The organism is Rhizobium sp. SYY.PMSO (assembly GCF_046840415.1).
Taxonomy (GTDB): domain Bacteria; phylum Pseudomonadota; class Alphaproteobacteria; order Rhizobiales; family Rhizobiaceae; genus Rhizobium.
Window position 1 is genome coordinate 360,109 of the sequence record NZ_CP177351.1, and the last position, 19,685, is coordinate 379,793.

Consider the following 19,685-nt stretch of genomic DNA (forward strand, 5'->3'; position numbering starts at 1 on the left):
GTTTCGGATCGCGGCTCTTCAGGCTGCGTGGCGACCATCCGGCACTGCCGGCATATCGGTTCCAGCCTTAAACGCCGGCGATCCTGCGTAGATCGTCGATAGCGCCCGGGGCCGCCCCCAGAACCACCGATCCCTTGGTCAGGCGTTCGCCTTCCGTGGGGAAGGGATGATACCAGCCGCCGGCTTCTTTCACGAGGCAATAGCCGGCAAGGCAATCCCAGGCATGCATATAGGGTTCGTAGTAGCCGACCAGCCGGCCGGCCGCGACGTAGGCGAGCATGAGGGCGCCCGATCCATTGCGGACGAAATTGCCTCCGGCCTCCAGAAGCTGCTCGATCATTCTTGCGACGAAGGCGGGGGTAACGTGATTGTTGGCGCCGATGCCGGTGACGGCATTGCGGATGTTGCGCGCAGAATCGAGCTTGAGGCTCTTGCCGTTCAGGGTAGCGCCCTTTCCGAGCGCGGCGGCATAGAGCTCGTCGTGGCAGGGGGCCGAGATGACGCCCACTACCGGAACGCCGTCGTGCAGCACGGCGATGGAAACGCACCAATTGGGCATGCCGTTGACGAAGGGGCTGGTGCCGTCGATGGGGTCTACGACCCAGGTATAGCCCGACGTGCCCGTCTCCAGGCCGTATTCTTCGCCAAGAATGCTGTCGTCAGGGTAGGCCTGGTGGATACGGCCGCGGATGAGATTTTCGACATCGCGGTCGGCGATCGACACGACGTCCTGCAGGTCGCGCTTGGTTTCGATGATCAGCGTCTCTCGACGTTTGAAATAATCGAGGGCGAGCTTTCCTGCCTCGCGGCCGATAGTCTCGGCAAGCGCAAAACGGGTTTCGAGATCGGCGGGAGATGCGGATGTCATGCGATATGTCCTTGATCGTCTGATGTTTGACGGCATTCAGCCGCCGATGACTGCGATGCCGCGATCCTTGAAGGCGATCGCGACGTCCGTGCGGGGAGGAAGAGCTGCGTCGACGGTCGTGTCGACGACGAAGAGGGAGCCACGCTCGGTCTGCACCTCATACTCGACGTGATCGCCGAGATAGGCGGAATGGACGATCTGGCCGTTGAACGGGCTATCGTCCCTGCGCGGCGTCAGCGTGATGGCGTTCGGCCGGACGGCGAGCTGCGCGGGGCCGCGCTTGACGGAGCGGCCGTTCACTTTGTGGCGAAGTCCCTCGATCGCAATCGTCGCGCTGTCGCCATCGACCTCGATGATATCGCATGGCATGACGTTGGCCTCGCCCATGAAGTCGGCGATGAAGGCGGAGGCGGGAGCGTCGTAGAGCTCGCGCGGCGCGCCTTGCTGGGCGATCCCGCCATCCTTCATGACGATGATGCGATCGGAAACCGCAAGGGCCTCGTCCTGATCATGGGTCACGTAGACAGCGGTGAAGCCGAGGCGCTGCTGCAATTCGCGGATGTCCGTCCTGACGCGGCGGCGCAGCCGAGCGTCGAGATTGGAGAGCGGTTCGTCAAGAAGCAGGACCTGAGGCTCGACGACGAGGGCGCGCGCCACGGCGACCCGCTGCTGCTGGCCGCCGGATAATTCTGCCGGCAGACGCACGCCCATGCCCGCCAACCCGACGAGGCTCAAGGCATTTTCCGCCTTTTCGCGTGCCTCCTTGCGCTTCATGCCGGAGGATTCGAGCCCGTAGGCGACATTGTCGAGCGCGGTCATATGCGGAAACAGCGCGTAGCTCTGGAAGACCATCGAGACATCGCGCTCGTTCGCCGGGAGCATGGTGACGTCCTTGCCGCCGATCAGGATGCGTCCGGAGGAGGGATGCTCCAGCCCCGCCAGCATGCGAAGCGTCGTCGTCTTGCCGCAGCCCGAAGGGCCGAGCAGGGTCACGAGCGTCCCAGGCTCTATGGTGAGCGACAGGTCGGGAATGGCGGTGAACGCGCCAAAGCTCTTGCGGACATTCTCGAAGACGACGGAACCGGGAGCCTTCGGGTTCATGCGGTTTTCTCCTGAGCGAGGGATGCGGGCGTCGTCGGCGTCGTTGCGACACGGTTTACGCGCCGCAGGCGTCTTTCGCCGACGAGCAGCTGGAAGCCGGCGATGATGGTGATCATGACGACGATGAGAGCGGAGGAATAAGCGATCGCGACGCCGTATTCGCCGTTTTCGACGAGGCCGACGATATAGGCGGTGGACATGTTGTACTGGGCGCTGACAAGGAAGATGACCGCGCTGATCGAGGTGATGGCGCGCACGAAGGAATAGACCAGCGCAGCATTGATCGCCGGCCGCAGCAAGGGCAGGATCACTTTCCTTATGGTTCTCAGGCTGTCGGCGCGCAGCGTCAGGGATGCCTCGTCGAGACTCTTGTCGAGCTGGCTCATGGCCGCCACGCCGCCGCGAACGCCGACCGGCATGTTGCGGAAGACGAAGCAGGCGACGAGGATCAATGCCGTTCCCGTCATCTCCAGCGGCGGCAAATTGAAGGCCATGATGTAGCTGATGCCGATGACCGTGCCGGGGATGGCAAAGCTCATCATCAGCGCGAACTCGAACAGGCCGCGGCCGACGAACTTCTGGCGCACGATGAGATAGGCGGTGAGCAATCCGACGGCGGCCGTCAGCGGCGCGGAAATCAGGGCGATCTCCATCGTCGTCCAGAAGGAATTCCAGGCAACGCCGCTCCAGGCAAGGCCGCCATCGTCGCGCAGGCCGATGGAGAAAGCCTTGACGTAATGCTCGACCGTCAGCGTGTTGTCGAGACCCCAGGTGCGCACGAAACCGCCGAAGAGGATCATGAGGTAGACCACGACCGTAAAGATCATCCAGGGAATGACGAGCGCATGAATTGCGATCGAAAGGCCGCGGGGAAGGGCTGCGTGGGCGCCGGAATCGCCTTTGCCCGTCACCGTCGCGAAACTCTTGCCTTGCAGCCACAGGCGCTGGGCAAGGAATGCGCTCAAGGTGAAGAAGAGCAGGACCATGGCGAGGACGGCGGCACGCGACGGGTCGTTCTGCGCGCCGACGACGCTGAAGAAGATCTCGGTCGACAGAACCCCATGGCTGCCGCCGAGCACCATCGGATTGCCGAAATCGGCCATGCTCTCGATGAAGCCGATCAGGAATGCATTTGCCAGGCCGGGCTTCATCAGGGGCAGGGATACCCGCCAGAAAGTGCGCCAGCGGTTGGCGCGCAGGGTCTGCGACGCTTCCTCCATCGACGGGCTTACGCCTTCGACGACGCCGATGAGAACCAGGAAGGAAATCGGCGTGAAGGAGAGGACCTGCGCGATCCATATGCCGGTCAGGCCGTAGAGCCAGCGGCCTGGCTCCGTGCCGAAGATCGATGCTGCTGCCTGCGTCACCACGCCCGCCCGCCCGAACAGCAAGGTCAGGGCAAGGCCGACCACGAAGGGCGGCGTGATGATCGGGAGAATCGTCAGCAGCCTCAATCCCTTCTTGAAGGGAAAGTTGGTACGGGTGGCGACAAGCGCGAAGCAGAGACCGAGCAGCGTCGATCCCCCGGCCGTGAGGATGGCGAGCCAGAGCGTGCGCCAGGCAACGCCGCAACGGTCGCCGCCGACGATGCAGCTGAGGCTCCAGATGGATGGATCCTGAATGTTCGTCGTGAAGCCGGTCGGATCGAACGAGCCATCGAACGACTGGAAGGCCCCGATGAACATGCTGCCGACCGGGTAGAATACGAAGATCGCCACAAGGACGACCAGCATGGTGATGGCGCTGACGACGAAGGCATCACCCTTCATCACGCCGCGTTCCGCAAGGCCGAAGGAGAAGAGCAGCACGAAGACGATGCCAAGCGTGATGGCGCCGGCGCCCATCGCCGGCTGACCGTCCGCCAGTGCTCCGAACATGGTTTCGCTGATCGTCCAGCTCCAGCCCGACGAGGCGATCGCAAGGCCTTGCAGCGATAGAAAGACGCAACCCAGTGCACCGGCAAGGGCCATGAGCGCGCCGCGGCGCATGGGGTTGGAAACGAAGCGCGCGATGCCGCCGAGCACGAAGAGCCCGGCGGCGATCGCGAGCCACCATCGGCCATAACTGGCGATCTGCAGGATTCCAGGCGCTGTGGAGGGGTCGCGAGGAAAGCTGCCCAGCCAGTCAAAGCCGAAGAAGCCGCCTTCGATGCGATACCATGGGAGTAGTATCAAGGCGGCGATGCCGAGAACAAGTGCGACATCCAGCCGGCGTTTGCTATTGGTCATGGTCGGATTCGCATCCCATTCAGCAAAGTTCAGATGTGGTGCAGGCCGGATGCATGTGCGCCCCGGCCCGCAGGATCGAGGGGACGATCAGTTGGCCTTCGCGCCGATTTCCTTGTCCCATCGGGCAAGCAGGGCTTTGCGGACGGTCGGATCGCCATATTTCTTGAAGTCGTAGTCGATCAGCTTGATGTCCTCGAACTTCGGCGCTTCCTTCGGAACCTCGGCCGACTTGTTGGAGGGGAGCTGATAGGACTTGGCGTCCTTCATGTGCGACTGCGCCTCGGCGCTCAGCGCCCAGTCGTACCACTTCTTGGCATTCTCCAGGTTTCTGGCGCCCTTGATGATGGACATGGAGCCGATCTCGTAGCCGGTCCCTTCGCAAGGCGCGACCGCCTTGATGGGGAAGCCTTCGACGGTCTGGGCAACGGCATCATGCATGAAGACGATGCCGATCGTCGATTCCCCGCGCGCGGCCGCCTTCACCGGAGCGGAGCCCGATTTGGTATATTGCGAGATGTTGGCGTTGAGCTTCGACAGGTAATCGAAAGCCTTGTCCTCGCCCATGATCTGAACGAGCGTCGCTAGCGTGTTGTAGGATGTGCCCGACGAATTCGGGTTGGCGATCTGAATCTCGCCCTTGTAGGAGGGATCGAGCAGGTCGGCCCAGCACTTCGGCTCCTTCAGGCCCTTTTTCTTCAGGATTTCGGTGTTGTATCCCCAGCCGAGCGCGCCGGCATAAACGCCGACCGTGCGGAAATTGGCGCTTTCCGCCTGCTTCTTGGCCCAGTCCTGAAGCTGGTCGAAGAGCGGCGATTTATATTCCAGGGTCAAGCCTTCGGCTGCGGCCTGCAGATGTGGGTCGCCGGTTCCCGCCCACCAGATGTCGGTCTTCGGATTGCGCGCCTCGGCGCGGATCTTGGCATAGGTTTCTCCGGCGGAAAGCCGAACCATGTTGACCTTGATATCGCTCTGCTTTTCGAACAGACCCTTCATCAGGTCGCAGACTTCGGGATCTGCGGAGCAGATCACGTTGAGATCGCCGGCAGCGTGCGCCGACCAGGCAATAAGAGATATTCCCGCGGCAAGTGCCGCCGCAGCCATGTTGACCAATCGCATGATGTCCTCCTGCTTTGCGGCGCCTCCACGCCGAGCGCTTTTGCAAGCGTGTGCAAATGCTGCATTGGTTGCTTCACCATGTCAACCAGCATTGTCACAAAAGTTTCACAATACTGACATGATTGCCATGTTGCACGCGATTGCAATCTATGCTCAAGTCCATCGAAGACTAGGGAGGCACCGTGTCGCAACGAGATTTTGTCAGCGCTGAGGAAGTGGCGCAGCGAGCCGGCGTCTCGCGCTCGGCGGTGTCGCGCGCATTCACCCCCGGCGCCAGCGTTTCCGAAGCGACGCGGCAAAAGGTTCTGCAGGCGGCCGAAGAGCTTGGCTATCAGGTCAATCATCTCGCCCGCGGGCTCATGCGCAATGAGAGCGGTATCGTGTGCCTCATCGTTTCCGATGTTGCGACGCCCTATCGCTCCGCCCTGTTGCGTGAGCTGACCTTGCAGTTGCAGCATGCGGGGAAGGTGGCGATGCTGATCAATACCGATCGCTCCGACGGCAGCGTCAACAGGGCCTTGCAGCAGGCTATCCGTTACCGTGCCGATGCCTCCGTCATCCTGTCCGGCCTGCCGGACAAATCGATCACGCAGCTCTGCCTGCGCAGCGGGCAACGGCTCGTGCTGATCAATCGCGATGAGGACCAGTCGGGACCGCTGCACATCAATCTCGACGACCGCGAGGCGGCGGCGCGTGTGGTGACGGCCTTCGTTCGGGCCGGGTGCACCCGGCTTGCCTTTGCGAATTCGGAGGCCGGCACGCCGAGCCTGATGGCAAGGGAGGAGGGTTTCATCGCCGCCGCCAGGGATCACGGCCTGGACGTCGTCGTCGAGCGGCATGGCTGGACTGGATATGAGGCCGGCCGGATCTTGGCGCAGCGCTTGCTCACCCGCAAGGAACGGCCCGACGGCGTCTTCTGCGCAACGGATCTGCTGGCTTGCGGATTCATGGACGCCGCCCGCCACCAGTTTTCGCTTTCCGTTCCGCAGCAGCTCTGCGTCGTCGGCTTCGATGACATCGAGCAGGCTTCCTGGTCGTCCTATCGGCTGACGACATTTTCGCAGCCGGTGACGGCAATCGCGCGCGAGGCGGTGACATGGCTGTCCGGGAGTGGCGTCGCGCAGGGCAGATCGCTGAGGCTACAGCCCGAACTCGTCTGGCGCGATTCGGTCAGGGGCGGCTGACCGCAGGTCCATAACAGAAGGATTGCAGAAGAATTTACCTTCTATCTTTTTGTTTATAAATGCATAAATAAAATTTATGACAGTTTTGTGACAATTCGCCTTGCAAAAGATGCAAACAGGGGAGAAACATAGTCGGCTAATGAAAACTTAGCGAACTGAGATATTGTCGTCCGGCATCGGATCGGGCGTCACAAGCATACGGAGGACCGTTATGGCGCTTATTTTCGGCCTTGTTGCTCTGGCTGGCCACATCGCCCTTTTGCTGTGGGGCACGCGCATGGTCCAGACGGGCATCCAGCGCGCCTTCGGCCCCGATCTGCGCTCCTTTCTGGGCCGCGCGCTGAGCAATCGCATCAAGGCGTTCTTCGCCGGCATCGGCGTTACCGCCATCCTGCAAAGCAGCACGGCAACCGGTCTGATGGCCTCCGGCTTCGCGGCGGGCGGGCTGGTGGACCTCGTGCCGGCGCTTGCCGTGATGCTGGGCGCCAATGTCGGCACGACCCTGATCGTCCAGGTGCTGTCCTTCGATGTTGCCGCTGCTTCGCCGGCGCTCATCCTTATCGGCGTGCTGATGTTCCGCCGAACCGCGAATTCCCGCGTGCACGATCTCGGACGCGTCATGATCGGGCTTGGCTTCATGCTTCTGGCGCTGCACCAGCTGCTCGACCTGATGACGCAATATGAGGGATCGAAGGCGCTGGCCTACGTGCTGGATGCCATCGCGTCGACCCCGGTTCTCAGCCTGCTTCTGGCCGCGATTCTGACCTGGGCGGCCCACTCCAGCGTTGCCGTGGTGCTGCTCATCATGTCCCTGGCAAGCAAGGGCCTCGTCAATATCGACCAGGCATTTGCCCTCGTCCTCGGAGCCAATCTCGGAACCGCGATCAATCCGCTGATCGAAGGGCAATCGGGCTCTGATCTGTCCGTCAAGCGGCTGCCGATCGGCAACATGCTGACGCGCATTGTCGGTGTGGCTGCGATGATCGGCTTCCTGGAGCCGGTCACACGCCTGTCGGCGATGATCGACAGCGACAGCGCCCGGGCCGTCGCCAATTTCCACAGTGCCTTCAATATCGTGCTGGCCGTCATATTCATGCCGCTCCTGCGGCCCTATGCCGATCTGCTGACGAAACTGCTGCCGCAGAAGATCGACGAGGCTGACCCGACGCGCCCGAGATATCTCGATCCTGCCGCCAAGGAGACGCCAGTCGTGGCTCTCGGCGCGGCTGCGCGCGAGGCGTTGAGACTGGTCGACGTGCTCTCGGAAATGCTCGCGGGGGCGAAGCTCGCCCTTTCCGAGACGGACCGAAAAGCCCTGACGCGCCTGCGGTCTCTGGACAACATCCTCGACAGTCTCAACACGGCGGTAAAAACCTATCTGACCTCGATCGATCCGGATGAGCTCGGCGAAGCCGACAGGCGGCGGCTGAACGAGATATTGCTGTTTTCGATGAACATGGAGCACGCCGGCGATGTGCTGGACCAGAACCTTCTGCCGCATCTGGCCAAACGCCTGCGCCGGGGTCTGAGCTTCTCCAAGGAAGGCCAGCTCGAGCTGGCAAGGCTGTTCGACCGTCTGCAATCGAACCTGCAGACGACGGCCGCCCTGTTCATGACGCAGAACGAGAGCGCCGCCCGTATGCTGGCGCAGGAGAAAGTCATCTTTCGCAAGGCGGAGCGCGAGGGAACGGAAGCGCATTTTCAGCGTCTGCGCCAGGGCGGGATCGAGACGGCAGAGACCAGCTCCCTTCATCTCGACCTGCTGCGCGATCTCAAGCAGATCAATTCCCACTTCGTCGCCGCTGCCGCCTATCCCGTTCTGGAGGAGCGCGGCGAACTCTTGCAAAGCCGGACGCCAAGCCCGGTTCCACAGGCGGCAGTGACGGCGAATGACTAAAAAGACCTATCTCAGACGCCTGGCGGGCGAAGCGCAGAAGATCTTTGCCGGCCGTTCGATAGAGCAGTATGCCGCGATCTGTTACAGGCGCCTGCCGGGGCAGAAGGATGTCGAAATCCTGCTGATCACATCGCGCGAGAGCGGCCGCTGGGTGATCCCCAAGGGATGGCCGATGGACAAGAAGCTGCCGCATCAGGTCGCCGAGCGCGAGGCCTGGGAAGAGGCGGGGGTCAAGGGAAAAGCACGAAAGAAGAGCTTCGGTCGTTATACCTATCTGAAATCGCTCGATACCGGCGAGACCGTTCCATCCATCGTGCAGGTTCACCTTCTCGAAGTGTCCGGATTGGACGACCGCTTTCCCGAGCGGAGACAGCGCCAGCTTCAATGGTTTTCGCCAAATGAGGCAGCGGCGCGCGTGCGCGAGCCGGAATTGAAGAGCCTGCTGCGCATGGTCGAAACGGCTCTCGCGCAGGACAAGTGAAGGCACCCGATCCCTCTGGGCCGGGCAGCCGCAAGCACCGCGGTCTGCGCTGAAACCGTACCGCCGGCATGCGCGATTTATGCATGTGGCGCATAAATCGCATGTTCAAATCTCGTTTGCGGATGAATTCAAAAGCAACGTAAGTTTTCCCCACTAGAAAACGGAAGCTCACCAACGAGCTCAGGGGATCGAAACTTGACGAACTCAGCGCCACTCGACGTGAATGCGCTCGTGATCGTGCCGCAGCGAAAAATCGGCACCAAGATCATGGCGGCGATCTGCATCATCCTCCTTCTTCTTCTGGCGAGAGCCTTCTGGAAGGGCGATATTGCCTGGGAATATGTCGGACAGAACCTGTTTGCCAGGGCGGTCATGATCGGGGTCGGCAATACGATCATCATGACCTTCTGTGCCATGATCGTCGGCATTGTCCTCGGCGTCGTCGCGGCCATCATGCGCATGTCGGACAATCCGGTTCTACGCAGCATTTCGGTCGGCTATGTCTGGCTCTTCCGTGGCACGCCGGCGCTGCTTCAGCTTCTCCTTTGGTTCAATCTCGCCCTGATCTTCCCGACCATCGGCATTCCGGGATTGTGGTCGATCCGCACCGTCGACGTCATGACGCCGTTCGTCGCCGCCCTTCTCGGCCTTGGCATCCAGCAGGGCGCCTATACGGCCGAAGTCGTGCGCGCCGGCCTTCTGTCGATCGACAAGGGTCAGATGGAGGCCGCCCAGTCGATCGGCATGACGAAGCTGCGGGCAACGCTGAAGATCGTGCTGCCGCAGGCCATGCGGGTCATCGTTCCGCCGATCGGCAACGAGACCATCGGCATGGTCAAGCTGACCTCGCTCGCCAGCGTCATCCAGTATTCCGAAGTGCTGAAAAACGTCGAGGACATCTACTATGTCAACTCGCGCGTCATCGAACTGCTGATCGTGGCCGCCATCTGGTACATGATCGTCGTCACCGTCCTGAGCGTCGGGCAGATCTACATCGAGCGGCATTTCTCCAAGGGATGGGGGCGGCGCGATGCGAGCGCCCAGCAGGCCGCCAACCAGGCTCTGGCCGGGGAGGCTTCCTGATGGATGCGATCATCAAGGCACACGGCCTGCAGAAATACTTCGGCACCTTTCACGTCCTCAAGGACATCGATTTCGAGATCAGGAAGGGTGAGGTCGTCTGCATCATCGGGCCTTCCGGCTCGGGAAAGAGCACGTTCCTGCGCTGCATCAACCAGCTCGAACAGATCGATGCCGGCTATGTCACGGTCGAGGATGAAATCGCCGGCTACCGCCGCGAGGGCAACCGTCTCTTTCCGCTGCCGGATCGCGAGATCGCCCGCCAGCGGCAGGCCGTCGGCATGGTCTTCCAGAAATTCCATCTCTTTCCGCATCGCACGGTGCTGCAGAACATCATCGAAGGCCCGGTCGGCGTGCAGAAGCGGCCGAAGCAGGAATGCATCGCCGAGGCGCGCATTCTCCTGCAACGCGTCGGCCTCGCCGACAAGGCGGGCGCCTATCCGGGCGAACTGTCCGGCGGCCAGCAGCAGCGCATCGCGATTGCCCGCGCGCTGGCGATGAAGCCGAAGGCCATGCTGTTCGACGAGCCGACCTCGGCGCTCGACCCGGAACTCGTCGGCGAAGTCCTCGGCGTCATGAAGGAGCTTGCCGCTTCCGGCACGACGATGATCGTCGTCACGCATGAGATCGGTTTCTGCCGCGAGGTTGCCGACCGCGTCGTCTTCATGGATGCCGGCATGATCGTCGAGACCGGCACGCCCGGCGAAATTCTGGAGAACCCCAGGAATCCCAGAGTGAAGAACTTCATCTCTGCGGTGCTTTGACAACAAAAACCTGAAGAAAGAACATCAGAGGAGAATTTCATGAAACTCATTCGTCTCGCCGCCTCAGTAGCCCTGCTATCTCTCGCTGCGACAGCCGCCTCCGCGGATTCGAGCCTGAACCTGCTCAAGGACGGCGAACTGCGCATCATGACCAACCCGATCTATCCGCCGATGGAATTCGTCAATCCGGATACCGGCACGATCGATGGCTTCGACGTCGATCTGGCGAATGCCATCGCCAAGAAGCTTAATCTGACGACCGTTTTCGTGACGTCCGCCTTTCAGGAGCTGCAGAGTGGCCTTCAGACCGGCCGTGCCGACATGATCATCTCCGGCATGAGCGACAACGTGAAGCGCCAGGCCGCCATGGACTTTGTTGACTACATCACCAGCGGTCCGATCCTTTTCACCGTCAACGCCAATGCCGGAACCTACAAGCAGGCGAGTGATCTCTGCGGCAAGACGGTTGCCGGAAGCCGCAGCACCTCCTTCGGCGACAACGTCAAGGCCTGGAGCGCGACCAATTGCGAAGGCAAGGGCAAGCCCGCCATCAAGTTCGAGGGAACCGCGGATTCGAACGCCGCCCGTCTCGGCATGAAGCAGGGCCGTTATGACGCGGTCGTGCAGGGCATCGAAACGATCGCCTACCAGATGCGCATCGAGCCCAACACTTATACGCTCGTCGGCGAGCCGCTGCTCAGCAACGACACGTTCGGCATAGGCTTCAAGAAGGACCATACCGCCCTTCGCGATGCGGTTGCCGGCGCTCTCGACGGACTGATCAAGGACGGCACCTACGATGAGATCCTCAAGAAATGGGGTCTCGTTCACAACGCCGTTCCGAAGGCCGTCATCAACGGCGTCAAGTAACGCTTGAAGAAGCGCCGCGATCACTGCGGCGCTTCCATCTTCCATGCAGACAGCCATCGGCCGGGGCGCTTCAGCGCCCGCGGGTGGACGGTTGCGACCCAAAACATCTCGAAACGCATGCTGAGTCCCATGACTGCGAAGAATGCAACCAAATCAGCGAAACCAGGCCTGTGGCCGGCAGGCCGGCAGTCGGCCGTGGCACTCGCCTTCGATGTCGACGGCCCGACGGGCGATGCGATGCTCGACGGCTCGCTGCTCTCCAATCCGCGCTATTTCACGCAAGGCGCCTATGGTCCATGGCGGGCGCTGCCGCGGCTTCTCGATCTTCTTCGTGAATACGGGCTCAAGGCGACCTTCTTCGTTCCGACCTGGGTGGTCGAACACTGGCCGTCGCGATGCGAGCGCATTCTTCGCGACGCCCATGAAATTGCCTATCACGGCCATTATCACGAGGTCTTCATCGACTGCAGCCGGCAGCAGCAGCTGGATATCATGGGGCGTTCCCGCGACATTTTCCAATGCCGAATGGGTGTGACGCCGGTCGGCTTCCGCACGCCGTCGGGCGACTGGAGCGACGAGACGGCGCAGTTGCTGCACGAGTTCGGCGTGATCTATTCCAGCTCGATGCGCGGTGACGATCGCCCTTACTTTCATGCGACGCCGCGCGGCCGGGGTCTGGTCGAGATTCCGGGGCGCTGGGATATCGACGACTATACCGCTCTCGCCTATAGCGAGGACCCGGATTTCCCCATCGGCCTCGACCGGATATCGGGCTATGCCGATGTTCGGAAAAACTGGTGCGCCGAATTCGAAGGTTATCATCGCGAAGGGCTCTGTTGGACGACGATCCTGCATCCGAAGGTCTGCGCGCGGCCCGGCCGGCTTGCCATCCTCGAAGGGCTTTTCAAGGCGATCGCTGCCCATGGCGATGGCGTCTGGGCAACGCATTGCGCCGAAATCGCAAGATGGTGGATCGCACGACATCCGGAGATTGCGGCATGACCAGCACGGTTTTTGAAGGCTTCTGGCCTCATGGCAAAAGATGCGCCGCCATCGTCTCCGTGATCTTCGATGACGGGCTCGATGCCATCGCGCAGGCACCGGATCTGAAAGCACGCAGCAAGAGCTTTTCCGTCTGGCAGTATGGCGCCACACGCGGCGTCGAGCGCCTCTGCAACGCCTTTGCCGATGCCGGTGTCTCCACGAGCTGGTTTGTGCCTGGCGTGGTAGCGGAAAAGCATGAGCGGCTGCTGCGAGATGTCGTGTCGCCCCACCACGAGATCGAAAGCCATGGCTGGGATTTCGAGCGCTACGACGCGATGGATGCGCCGACGGCCGTGGCGCTGCTCAAGCGCAGCCGTGAGAGGTTGAACACAGTCGCATCGAACGAGGTTTCCGGCTTCCGGCTTCCGGCCGGCAACTGGCCGCGTCGTTTCGACCGCCTGCTCGTCGATGCCGGCTATACCTGGTCGGCATCGCTGAACGGCGATGATGTACCCTACAGCCATTCGTCCTCGCTCGTTGAAATTCCAATTCATAACGAGCTGGAGGATCGGCCCTATTTCCAGTTCAATTTCACGCCTGCGTTCCCGAAGGGGCAAAGCCGCATTCCGTCTTACGAGGCGGTACTCGGCAACTGGATCGCCGAGTTCGACGCCTACCGCAAATACGGCCTCTGCTACGTCATTCAGCTTCGCCCCGAATGGACCGGCACGCCGGGCCGGATCGCGCTGGTCGAAGCCTTGCTCGCGCACATCGGAAGTTTTGACGACGTGTGGCTGGCGACAGCGGCCGAAGTTGCCCGCTGGCACGCCGGCAAAGGCGTCTTCGCGCCTGCCGATCACCCGATCAATGTCTATGACGCCTATGTCGACGAGGAGCGAGCCGGTGAGCGATAATCTGACCCGCACGCTTGCCGGCCTCGTATGTGCAACGGGCTTCGATGCCTTTCCCGTCGAGACCGTTCACAAGGCGAAGCTTCATATTCTCGATACGCTGGGTGCCGCGATTGCCGGCTCGGTATCTCGCGAGACGGATGCCGTCGTCCGGATGCTTGGCATTGAGGCCGGAGCCGGGCGCTCGCCAATCTGGGGCCGGCCCATTTCCTCTGACGCAAGGACGTCAGCCTTCGTCAACGGCGTTTCGGCTCATGCGTATGAGCTTGACGATAGCGGCGGCTGCGATCATTCCGGTGCAGTCGTCCTGCCCGCCGTGCTGGCCGCGCTCGGCGATCGTGACCGGCCGTTCAGCGGCCGTGAACTTCTGCGCTGCGTTCTGCTCGGCTACGAGGTCGGTCGGCGCGTGCTGGAAGCGGTCGGCGGTTACGAAGAGCATAACGCCCTCGGATGGCATTCCACCGGCACATGCGGTGCATTCGCCGCCGCCGCCGCCGTCGGCAGCATGGTGAACCTCGATATGACTGCTATGGCGTCTGCCCTCGGCTCCGCCTGCTCCTTCGCTGGTGGCACCTGGGCCTTCATCCACAATGGCAGTTCGACCAAGAAGCTCCATGCCGGCCGCGCCGCCGAAGGCGGGCTGATGGCCGCCTGTCTCGCGAGGCAGGGTTTCGAAGGTCCCGACAGCGTCTTCGAGGCAGAACGCTGGGGCAGCTTCCTTGCGACCTTCGGCGCGGGCAAGGGCGATCCGCAGGCGCTCGTTCGCGACTTTGGAGACTACTGGCGCTTGAACCGCTGCTCCATCAAGCCGCACGCCACCTGCCGCGGCACGCATGCGGGGATCGATGCGCTGGACCTGATGCTTGAGCGCCATGGCCTTTCACCTGCCGATATCGCCGCCGTCGAGGTCGATATCAGCGGTTTCCAGTATGGCATGTGCGGCGGCAAGGTCATTGAATCGCGCGCGCAGGCGCAGATGAGCCTGCCTTATGCGCTGGCCGCCCGGCTGCGTTACGGCAAGGTCTTTCTGGCCGAACTGGAAGAGGCGGCCTGGTCGGCTGCGGAAATCGGCCAGCTGATGGATCGCATCGCCGTCCGCATCGATCCTGCCATGAAGGACGAGGACGAACCGGCCATCACGATCGTCACCGCCGCTGGCGAGCGGCATCGGCTCGTCGTCGAGTTTCCGCTGGGAGGCCCGCAGAACCCTCTGAGCGACGAGCGGCTGATCGGCAAATATGCCGAGCTTGCCGGGATGGTGTTACCCGCATCCAAGGTCGATGCCCTCAGCGAGTTCGTCCTCGATCTCGAAAACCAGACCGATGCCCGCACCCTGCTTGCTCTGCTTCAATAGAAGATGCGCCCGGAGGAGGGCGGCATCCATCCAAAAGGGAAGACCGAGATGAGAAATCAGAAAGAAGCTACATGGTCGCCGCTTTTCAAGGAGGCCGTGTCCAGGGATTTCGAGAGCTTTCACGAATGCCTTGACCAGGACAAGCGCATTGCTCTGCACGATGTCGCCGGATCGAAGGTTCACGCCGAAATGCTGGCCCGCGCCGGCATCTTGACCGCCGCGGAGAACGACCAGATCCAGACCGGCCTCGATCAGGTCGCCGAGGAGATGCGTTCGGGCACTTTCGAGTGGAAGACGGAACTCGAGGACGTTCACACGAACGTCGAGAACCGGTTGATCGCGCTGATCGGCGATGCCGGCAAGAAGCTGCACACCGCCAGATCGCGCAACGATCAGGTCGCGACCGACATCCGCCTCTATGCGCGCGAGCAGCTGGATCTTCTGGCCGACGATCTGAAGACGCTGATCGGCGCCTTCGCCGATCTTGCCGAACAGCATGCCGATGCGATCATGCCCGGCTTCACGCATTTGCAGGTCGCCCAGCCCGTCACCTTCGGGCATCATATGATGGCTTATGCCGAAATGTTCCGGCGGGATCTCGATCGCGTCACCGCCGCCCGGGAGCGTCTCAATATCTCGCCGCTCGGTGCCGCCGCGCTGGCCGGCACGGGTTATCCTATCGATCCCGAATACAGCGCGTCCCGACTCGGTTTTTCCCGGTCCTTTGCCAATTCGCTCGATGCCGTTTCCGACCGCGACTATGTGGTCGATGTCTGCAGCGCCGGTTCGATCATCATGGGGCACCTTTCGCGCTTCAGCGAGGAAGTGATCCTGTGGTGCACGCCGATGTTCGATTTCATCGAGGTCGGCGACCAGTTCTGCACCGGCTCCTCGATCATGCCGCAGAAGCGCAATCCCGATCTGGCGGAGCTGGTGCGCGGCAAGGCGGCTCGTGTCATCGGCAACCTCGCTTTTTCCGCGGCCCTGATGAAAAGCCAGCCGCTGGCCTTCAACAAGGATCAGCAGGAATCGAAGCCGCCGCTGACCGATACGCTCGAAACCGTTCGCGCCGCCGTCAGCGTCACGGCCCAGATGCTTCCGACCATCGCGGTGAAGCGCGACAGGATGCTCTCCGCCGCCAATCAGGGCTATTCGACGGCGACCGATCTTGCCGATTACCTCGTGCGCGCCGGGATGCCGTTTCGCGATGCGCATCATGCCGTTGCGGCGATCGTGGGCGCGGCCCGCGACAAGGCGCTGCCGACGCTCTCGCAGCTTTCCCTTGCCGATATGCAGGCCTTTGCGCCATCCATCCGCGCGGATGTCTTCGATGTTCTGACCGTGGAAGGGTCGGTTGCCAGCCGGGATCACAAGGGCGGAACGGCCCCGCGCCGGGTGAGGGAGGCCGTGGAGATCATGCGCCGCGCGATCGCCTGAGCACATCGGTTGCCATTCGATCCGCATGCTTTAAAGCTTGTCGCTTCCAACAGCAGCGAGAAAGCCGGATAGGGAATGGAGCCGAGATTCGATCATAACAGGTTGCCGCCGCTGCAAACCCTGCAGACCTTTTCCGTCGTTGCGGAAACGGGCAGCTTCACCGCGGCGGCAACCGAGCTCAATCTCAGCCAGAGCGCCATCAGCAGGCAGGTCCAGCAGCTCGAACATTATTTCGGCTGCAGCCTGTTCGAGCGTCACACGCGCAAGGTGGCGCTGACGGAGCGCGGCATGGCGCTCATCCCGATCGTCGACAGTCTTCTCGCCTCGCTGAAGACCTCGTTCGAGGCGACCAGAACGACCGTGCGCTCATTGACGATCCGCATGCCGCCGACATTCGCGCGCAAATGGTTCCTGCCGCGGCTGCCGGATCTTCACCGCCATCACGAAGACCTGAATATCAATATCGACACCGCCTGGTTTCTACGCCCGACCTTCTCCGTCGGCGACATCGATATGCTGATCACCTATGGCAACGGCCATTGGCCCGGCATGGACGTGCTGCCGCTGCTGCGCGAGCGCCTGACGCCGATGTGTTCTCCGCAGCTGCTTTCCAAACTCGGGAATCCGCCCGAGGTGCAGAACCTGCAGAACTGCGTGCTGCTGCATTCCAACCCCCGCCACAGCGACTGGACGCTATGGTTGCAGGCCGAAGGTGCCTATTCCTTCCAGGCGTCCCGTCATCAGGTCTTCGACACCCAGGATTTCGCGATGACCGCGGCGGCAAGCGGCTACGGCGTGACGATGGGCGATCTCGCTTTTTCGCGGCAGGACCTGGAAAGCGGCGAGCTTGTCGCGCCCTTCGAACGGATCATCGACAGCGGCTATGGCTATTATGCCCTTTGGCCCGCCCGGGCGGAGGCGCGCCAGAAGGTGCGTGCCTTCGCCGATTGGCTCGGGCACGCCTGCAGCGCAAGTGCAGACGGCTTTGGCGAAGGCCAGACCTGATGCTCGGCGGGAACTTCGCTCGGTTTGCCGTCGAGCTCGGCCCACCGCTGTCAGTGCATCGATCGTTGGGTATTCCCGGGCGGTTGCTATCCGCGCGAAGCCACTGGATCCGCCATTCCCGCGCGCGCCGCATCGGTGCGCAGGAATGACGAGATCGCGATGGGGGGACCGCCTGTTGCCGCCGTCGTTATGGGAATGCGTCAGACACAAGCCTGGCATTCCGCTCCCTTGATGCGCGGATAGTCGTAGGCATTGACCTTGGAGGTCGCATAGCCGGCCCCGACCAGAGCTTCGGCAAGCTTGATGGCAGCGGTGACGCCGTCGATGACCGGAAGACCGGTTGCCGCCTGCAGCCGGTCGCAGAGAGAGGACATGCCCGCGCAGCCGAGAATGATGGCTTCGGCGCGATCTTCTTTCTTTGCCCTTTCGATTTCATCGATCAGCAGCCGTTCCGCTTCGGCGGGATCTTCCTCCAGGCCGAGAACCGGCAGGTTGATGGCGCGCACGTTGCGGCAATGGCGCTCCGCACCGTAGTCGCTCACCAGATCCTCGATGATCGGGATCGAACGGGGCAGGGTGGTGATGACGGAGAACCGGCGGCTGATGGTCATGGCAACCTGCACGGCGGCCTGGCAGATGCCGATGACCGGCCCGCGCGCGACTTCGCGGGCGGCGTGCAGGCCCGGATCGTCGAAGCAGGCAATGACATAGGCATCGATGCCGAGGGCTTCTCCCTTGCGGATTTCGGCGAGCATGCCCGGCACGGAAGAGGCCTCGTCGGCGGCGCCTTCGATGCTGACGGGCGTGTCAGCCGGATTGGCGGCAGATACCTGCGTATCATGTTGCTTGACGCGCATGGCGCTGTCCAGCGCCTGGGCCGTCATGGACGCTGTCGAGTTCGGATTGATGAGACGGATATGCATGGAGACGGGACCTTTCATCAATCCTTGTCTTGCGGCTTCAGGAAGTCGGCGATCGGCGGAGCCTTGAGGACGAACTGGCGATCCGGGACGATATAATTGTCGGCATGCAGCCGGGCGATCGGCTGATAGTTCTCCGGATCGACGTAGTGCCCGGCGGCATCCAGGCAGTTGCGCCGCACATGCATATGGACGACCTCGCCGAGAACGAGCGTGCGGCGTGGGTAATCGATGAGACGCTCCACCCGGCATTCGAAAACGCAGGGGGATTCGCCGGCATAGGCCGCATCTATCTTGCGGCAGGGGGCTGCAGAGAGGCCGGCCATCGCCAGCTCGTCGACGTCGCTGCCGAAGCCGAGACCGCAAACCAGCATCTGCTGCGAAATTGCCAAATCCACCATGTTTACGGCGAATTCCTGCGTCCGGCGGATATTGGCGATCGTATCCTTTTCCTCGCCGTTCAGACGCGGTTGTATGCCCAGCACCACGATCGGCGGATCGTGCGAGAAGACATTGAAGAAGCTCATAGGCGCGGCGTTGTTGTGGCCGGCGGGCGAGCGCGTCGTGACCAGGGCGATCGGGCGGGGTCCGACGAAGTTCGTCAAAAGCCGATAGCGGCTTTGAGGTTCAAGCTCGGCAAAGTCGAATTCCATCGCGCCATCCATATGTCGATTTATGATTGACAATATCATTCCATATTGTTGACAATTCTGCAATCAAAATCCAATGGCCCTGATTGACTTTTTCCGCCGCATCACGCTTCTCTAGCTGCAACGAGGAGTAAAAGCATGACTGACCAAAACGGGGCCTCCGTGGAGCAGATTGTCGAGAAGGTCTGGCTATCGATCGCCGAGCGGAGGCTCAGGCCCGGCGTTCAGCTCAAGGAAGAGCAGATGGCCGCGATCTTCAATGTCAGCCGCGCCCGCATCCGCCAGGCGCTCGCGACATTGCAGCGCGATGGGCTTGTCATGATCATCCCCAATCGCGGCGCCTTCGTCTCCAAGCCGTCGGTCGATGAGGCCCGGGATGTATTCTTCGTTCGGCGCACCGTCGAGCGCTGCGTGGTCGAGCGGCTCTGCAAAGGTATTTCCAAGGCTGACGCAAAACGCCTTCGCGAGCATGTGGCCAAGGAACGTATCGCCAACATGGAGGATATCACCACCGATATCATCAAGCTTTCCGGTGGCTTCCATCTGTTGCTGGCGGAGACCGCCGGCTCGGATTTTCTGTTTGCGACAATGCGCGATCTGATCGCCCGTTCCTCCCTGATAACAGCTGTTTATCGCAATACGAACCGCTTCAACTGCGGACCGGACGAACATGCGGAGATCGTCGAATCAATTGTCGGCAATAATGTCGACAAAGCGACGCGCCTGATGGCGCATCATCTCGAGCATGTCGAATCCGAACTCGACCTGACCGAGCTTCGCGATCTCTCCCATGATCTGCGCGCGGCATTGGCCTGAACGGCCCTGCGCCTTGTCC

Annotated in this window: 18 protein-coding genes; 12 read left to right on the plus strand and 6 right to left on the minus strand. The window is 61.9% G+C overall.

Annotated features, from left to right (window positions below; translation table 11 throughout):
* Positions 1–67: 67 nt before the first annotated feature.
* From ACJJVH_RS28440 to ACJJVH_RS28455, 4 genes are all read right to left on the minus strand, one after another.
* Positions 68–868 (minus strand): inositol monophosphatase family protein, encoded by an 801-nt coding sequence (locus ACJJVH_RS28440; RefSeq protein WP_112795202.1) that lies wholly within the window; start codon positions 866–868, stop codon positions 68–70.
* Between the two features lie 36 nt (positions 869–904).
* Complete coding sequence (locus ACJJVH_RS28445) at positions 905–1,969, minus strand: ABC transporter ATP-binding protein (RefSeq protein WP_112795203.1); 1,065 nt, start codon at positions 1,967–1,969, stop codon at positions 905–907.
* On the minus strand, positions 1,966–4,197 hold the full coding sequence (locus tag ACJJVH_RS28450) for an ABC transporter permease (protein ID WP_412066772.1): 2,232 nt from the start codon (positions 4,195–4,197) through the stop codon (positions 1,966–1,968). The genes ACJJVH_RS28445 and ACJJVH_RS28450 overlap by 4 nt, the downstream gene beginning before the upstream one ends.
* A gap of 87 nt (positions 4,198–4,284) precedes the next feature.
* The gene (locus ACJJVH_RS28455) at positions 4,285–5,313 is read right to left on the minus strand and encodes an ABC transporter substrate-binding protein (protein WP_112795205.1); all 1,029 of its coding nucleotides are present in this window, start codon (positions 5,311–5,313) and stop codon (positions 4,285–4,287) included.
* A 182-nt stretch (positions 5,314–5,495) separates the two neighbouring features.
* On the opposite strand from ACJJVH_RS28455, the gene ACJJVH_RS28460 reads away from it, so the two are divergent.
* The 11 genes from ACJJVH_RS28460 (at position 5,496) to ACJJVH_RS28510 (ending at position 17,280) form a co-directional block, all read left to right on the plus strand.
* The gene (locus tag ACJJVH_RS28460) at positions 5,496–6,497 is read left to right on the plus strand and encodes a LacI family DNA-binding transcriptional regulator (protein WP_112795206.1); all 1,002 of its coding nucleotides are present in this window, start codon (positions 5,496–5,498) and stop codon (positions 6,495–6,497) included.
* 211 nt (positions 6,498–6,708) lie between these two features.
* A complete protein-coding gene (locus tag ACJJVH_RS28465; RefSeq protein ID WP_113435630.1) occupies positions 6,709–8,394 on the plus strand; it encodes a Na/Pi cotransporter family protein in 1,686 nt (561 codons plus the stop codon).
* Positions 8,387–8,875, plus strand: coding sequence for an NUDIX hydrolase (locus tag ACJJVH_RS28470; protein ID WP_112795208.1), 489 nt, complete (start codon positions 8,387–8,389; stop codon positions 8,873–8,875). The genes ACJJVH_RS28465 and ACJJVH_RS28470 overlap by 8 nt, the downstream gene beginning before the upstream one ends.
* A 267-nt stretch (positions 8,876–9,142) precedes the next feature.
* Positions 9,143–9,958, plus strand: coding sequence for an amino acid ABC transporter permease (locus tag ACJJVH_RS28475; protein WP_112795322.1), 816 nt, complete (start codon positions 9,143–9,145; stop codon positions 9,956–9,958).
* Positions 9,958–10,719, plus strand: coding sequence for an amino acid ABC transporter ATP-binding protein (locus ACJJVH_RS28480; RefSeq protein WP_112795209.1), 762 nt, complete (start codon positions 9,958–9,960; stop codon positions 10,717–10,719). The genes ACJJVH_RS28475 and ACJJVH_RS28480 overlap by 1 nt, the downstream gene beginning before the upstream one ends.
* 39 nt (positions 10,720–10,758) lie before the next feature.
* Positions 10,759–11,589: an ABC transporter substrate-binding protein gene (locus ACJJVH_RS28485; RefSeq protein WP_412066773.1), complete on the plus strand. Its 831-nt coding sequence runs from the start codon at positions 10,759–10,761 to the stop codon at positions 11,587–11,589.
* A 117-nt stretch (positions 11,590–11,706) separates the two neighbouring features.
* Positions 11,707–12,591, plus strand: a complete 885-nt coding sequence (locus tag ACJJVH_RS28490; protein ID WP_412066774.1) for a polysaccharide deacetylase family protein — start codon at positions 11,707–11,709, stop codon at positions 12,589–12,591.
* Positions 12,588–13,487: a polysaccharide deacetylase family protein gene (locus ACJJVH_RS28495; protein ID WP_412066775.1), complete on the plus strand. Its 900-nt coding sequence runs from the start codon at positions 12,588–12,590 to the stop codon at positions 13,485–13,487. Before ACJJVH_RS28490 ends, ACJJVH_RS28495 begins: the two co-directional genes overlap by 4 nt.
* Positions 13,477–14,838 carry an MmgE/PrpD family protein gene (locus tag ACJJVH_RS28500; RefSeq protein WP_412066776.1) on the plus strand — a complete coding sequence of 454 codons (1,362 nt, stop codon included), beginning with the start codon at positions 13,477–13,479 and terminating at the stop codon, positions 14,836–14,838. Before ACJJVH_RS28495 ends, ACJJVH_RS28500 begins: the two co-directional genes overlap by 11 nt.
* Positions 14,839–14,886: 48 nt before the next feature.
* Positions 14,887–16,275: an argininosuccinate lyase gene (gene argH / locus ACJJVH_RS28505; RefSeq protein WP_412066777.1), complete on the plus strand. Its 1,389-nt coding sequence runs from the start codon at positions 14,887–14,889 to the stop codon at positions 16,273–16,275.
* Positions 16,276–16,350: 75 nt separating this feature from the next.
* Positions 16,351–17,280 (plus strand): LysR substrate-binding domain-containing protein, encoded by a 930-nt coding sequence (locus tag ACJJVH_RS28510; protein WP_412066778.1) that lies wholly within the window; start codon positions 16,351–16,353, stop codon positions 17,278–17,280.
* Between the two features lie 200 nt (positions 17,281–17,480).
* On the opposite strand, the gene ACJJVH_RS28515 is transcribed toward ACJJVH_RS28510, so the two are convergent.
* The gene (locus tag ACJJVH_RS28515) at positions 17,481–18,203 is read right to left on the minus strand and encodes an aspartate/glutamate racemase family protein (protein WP_113358789.1); all 723 of its coding nucleotides are present in this window, start codon (positions 18,201–18,203) and stop codon (positions 17,481–17,483) included.
* A 17-nt stretch (positions 18,204–18,220) separates the two neighbouring features.
* Positions 18,221–18,853, minus strand: coding sequence for a flavin reductase family protein (locus ACJJVH_RS28520; RefSeq protein WP_112795213.1), 633 nt, complete (start codon positions 18,851–18,853; stop codon positions 18,221–18,223).
* A 135-nt stretch (positions 18,854–18,988) separates the two neighbouring features.
* On the opposite strand from ACJJVH_RS28520, the gene ACJJVH_RS28525 reads away from it, so the two are divergent.
* Positions 18,989–19,666, plus strand: a complete 678-nt coding sequence (locus ACJJVH_RS28525) for a GntR family transcriptional regulator (RefSeq protein WP_112795214.1) — start codon at positions 18,989–18,991, stop codon at positions 19,664–19,666.
* The last annotated feature ends 19 nt before the right edge of the window (positions 19,667–19,685 follow it).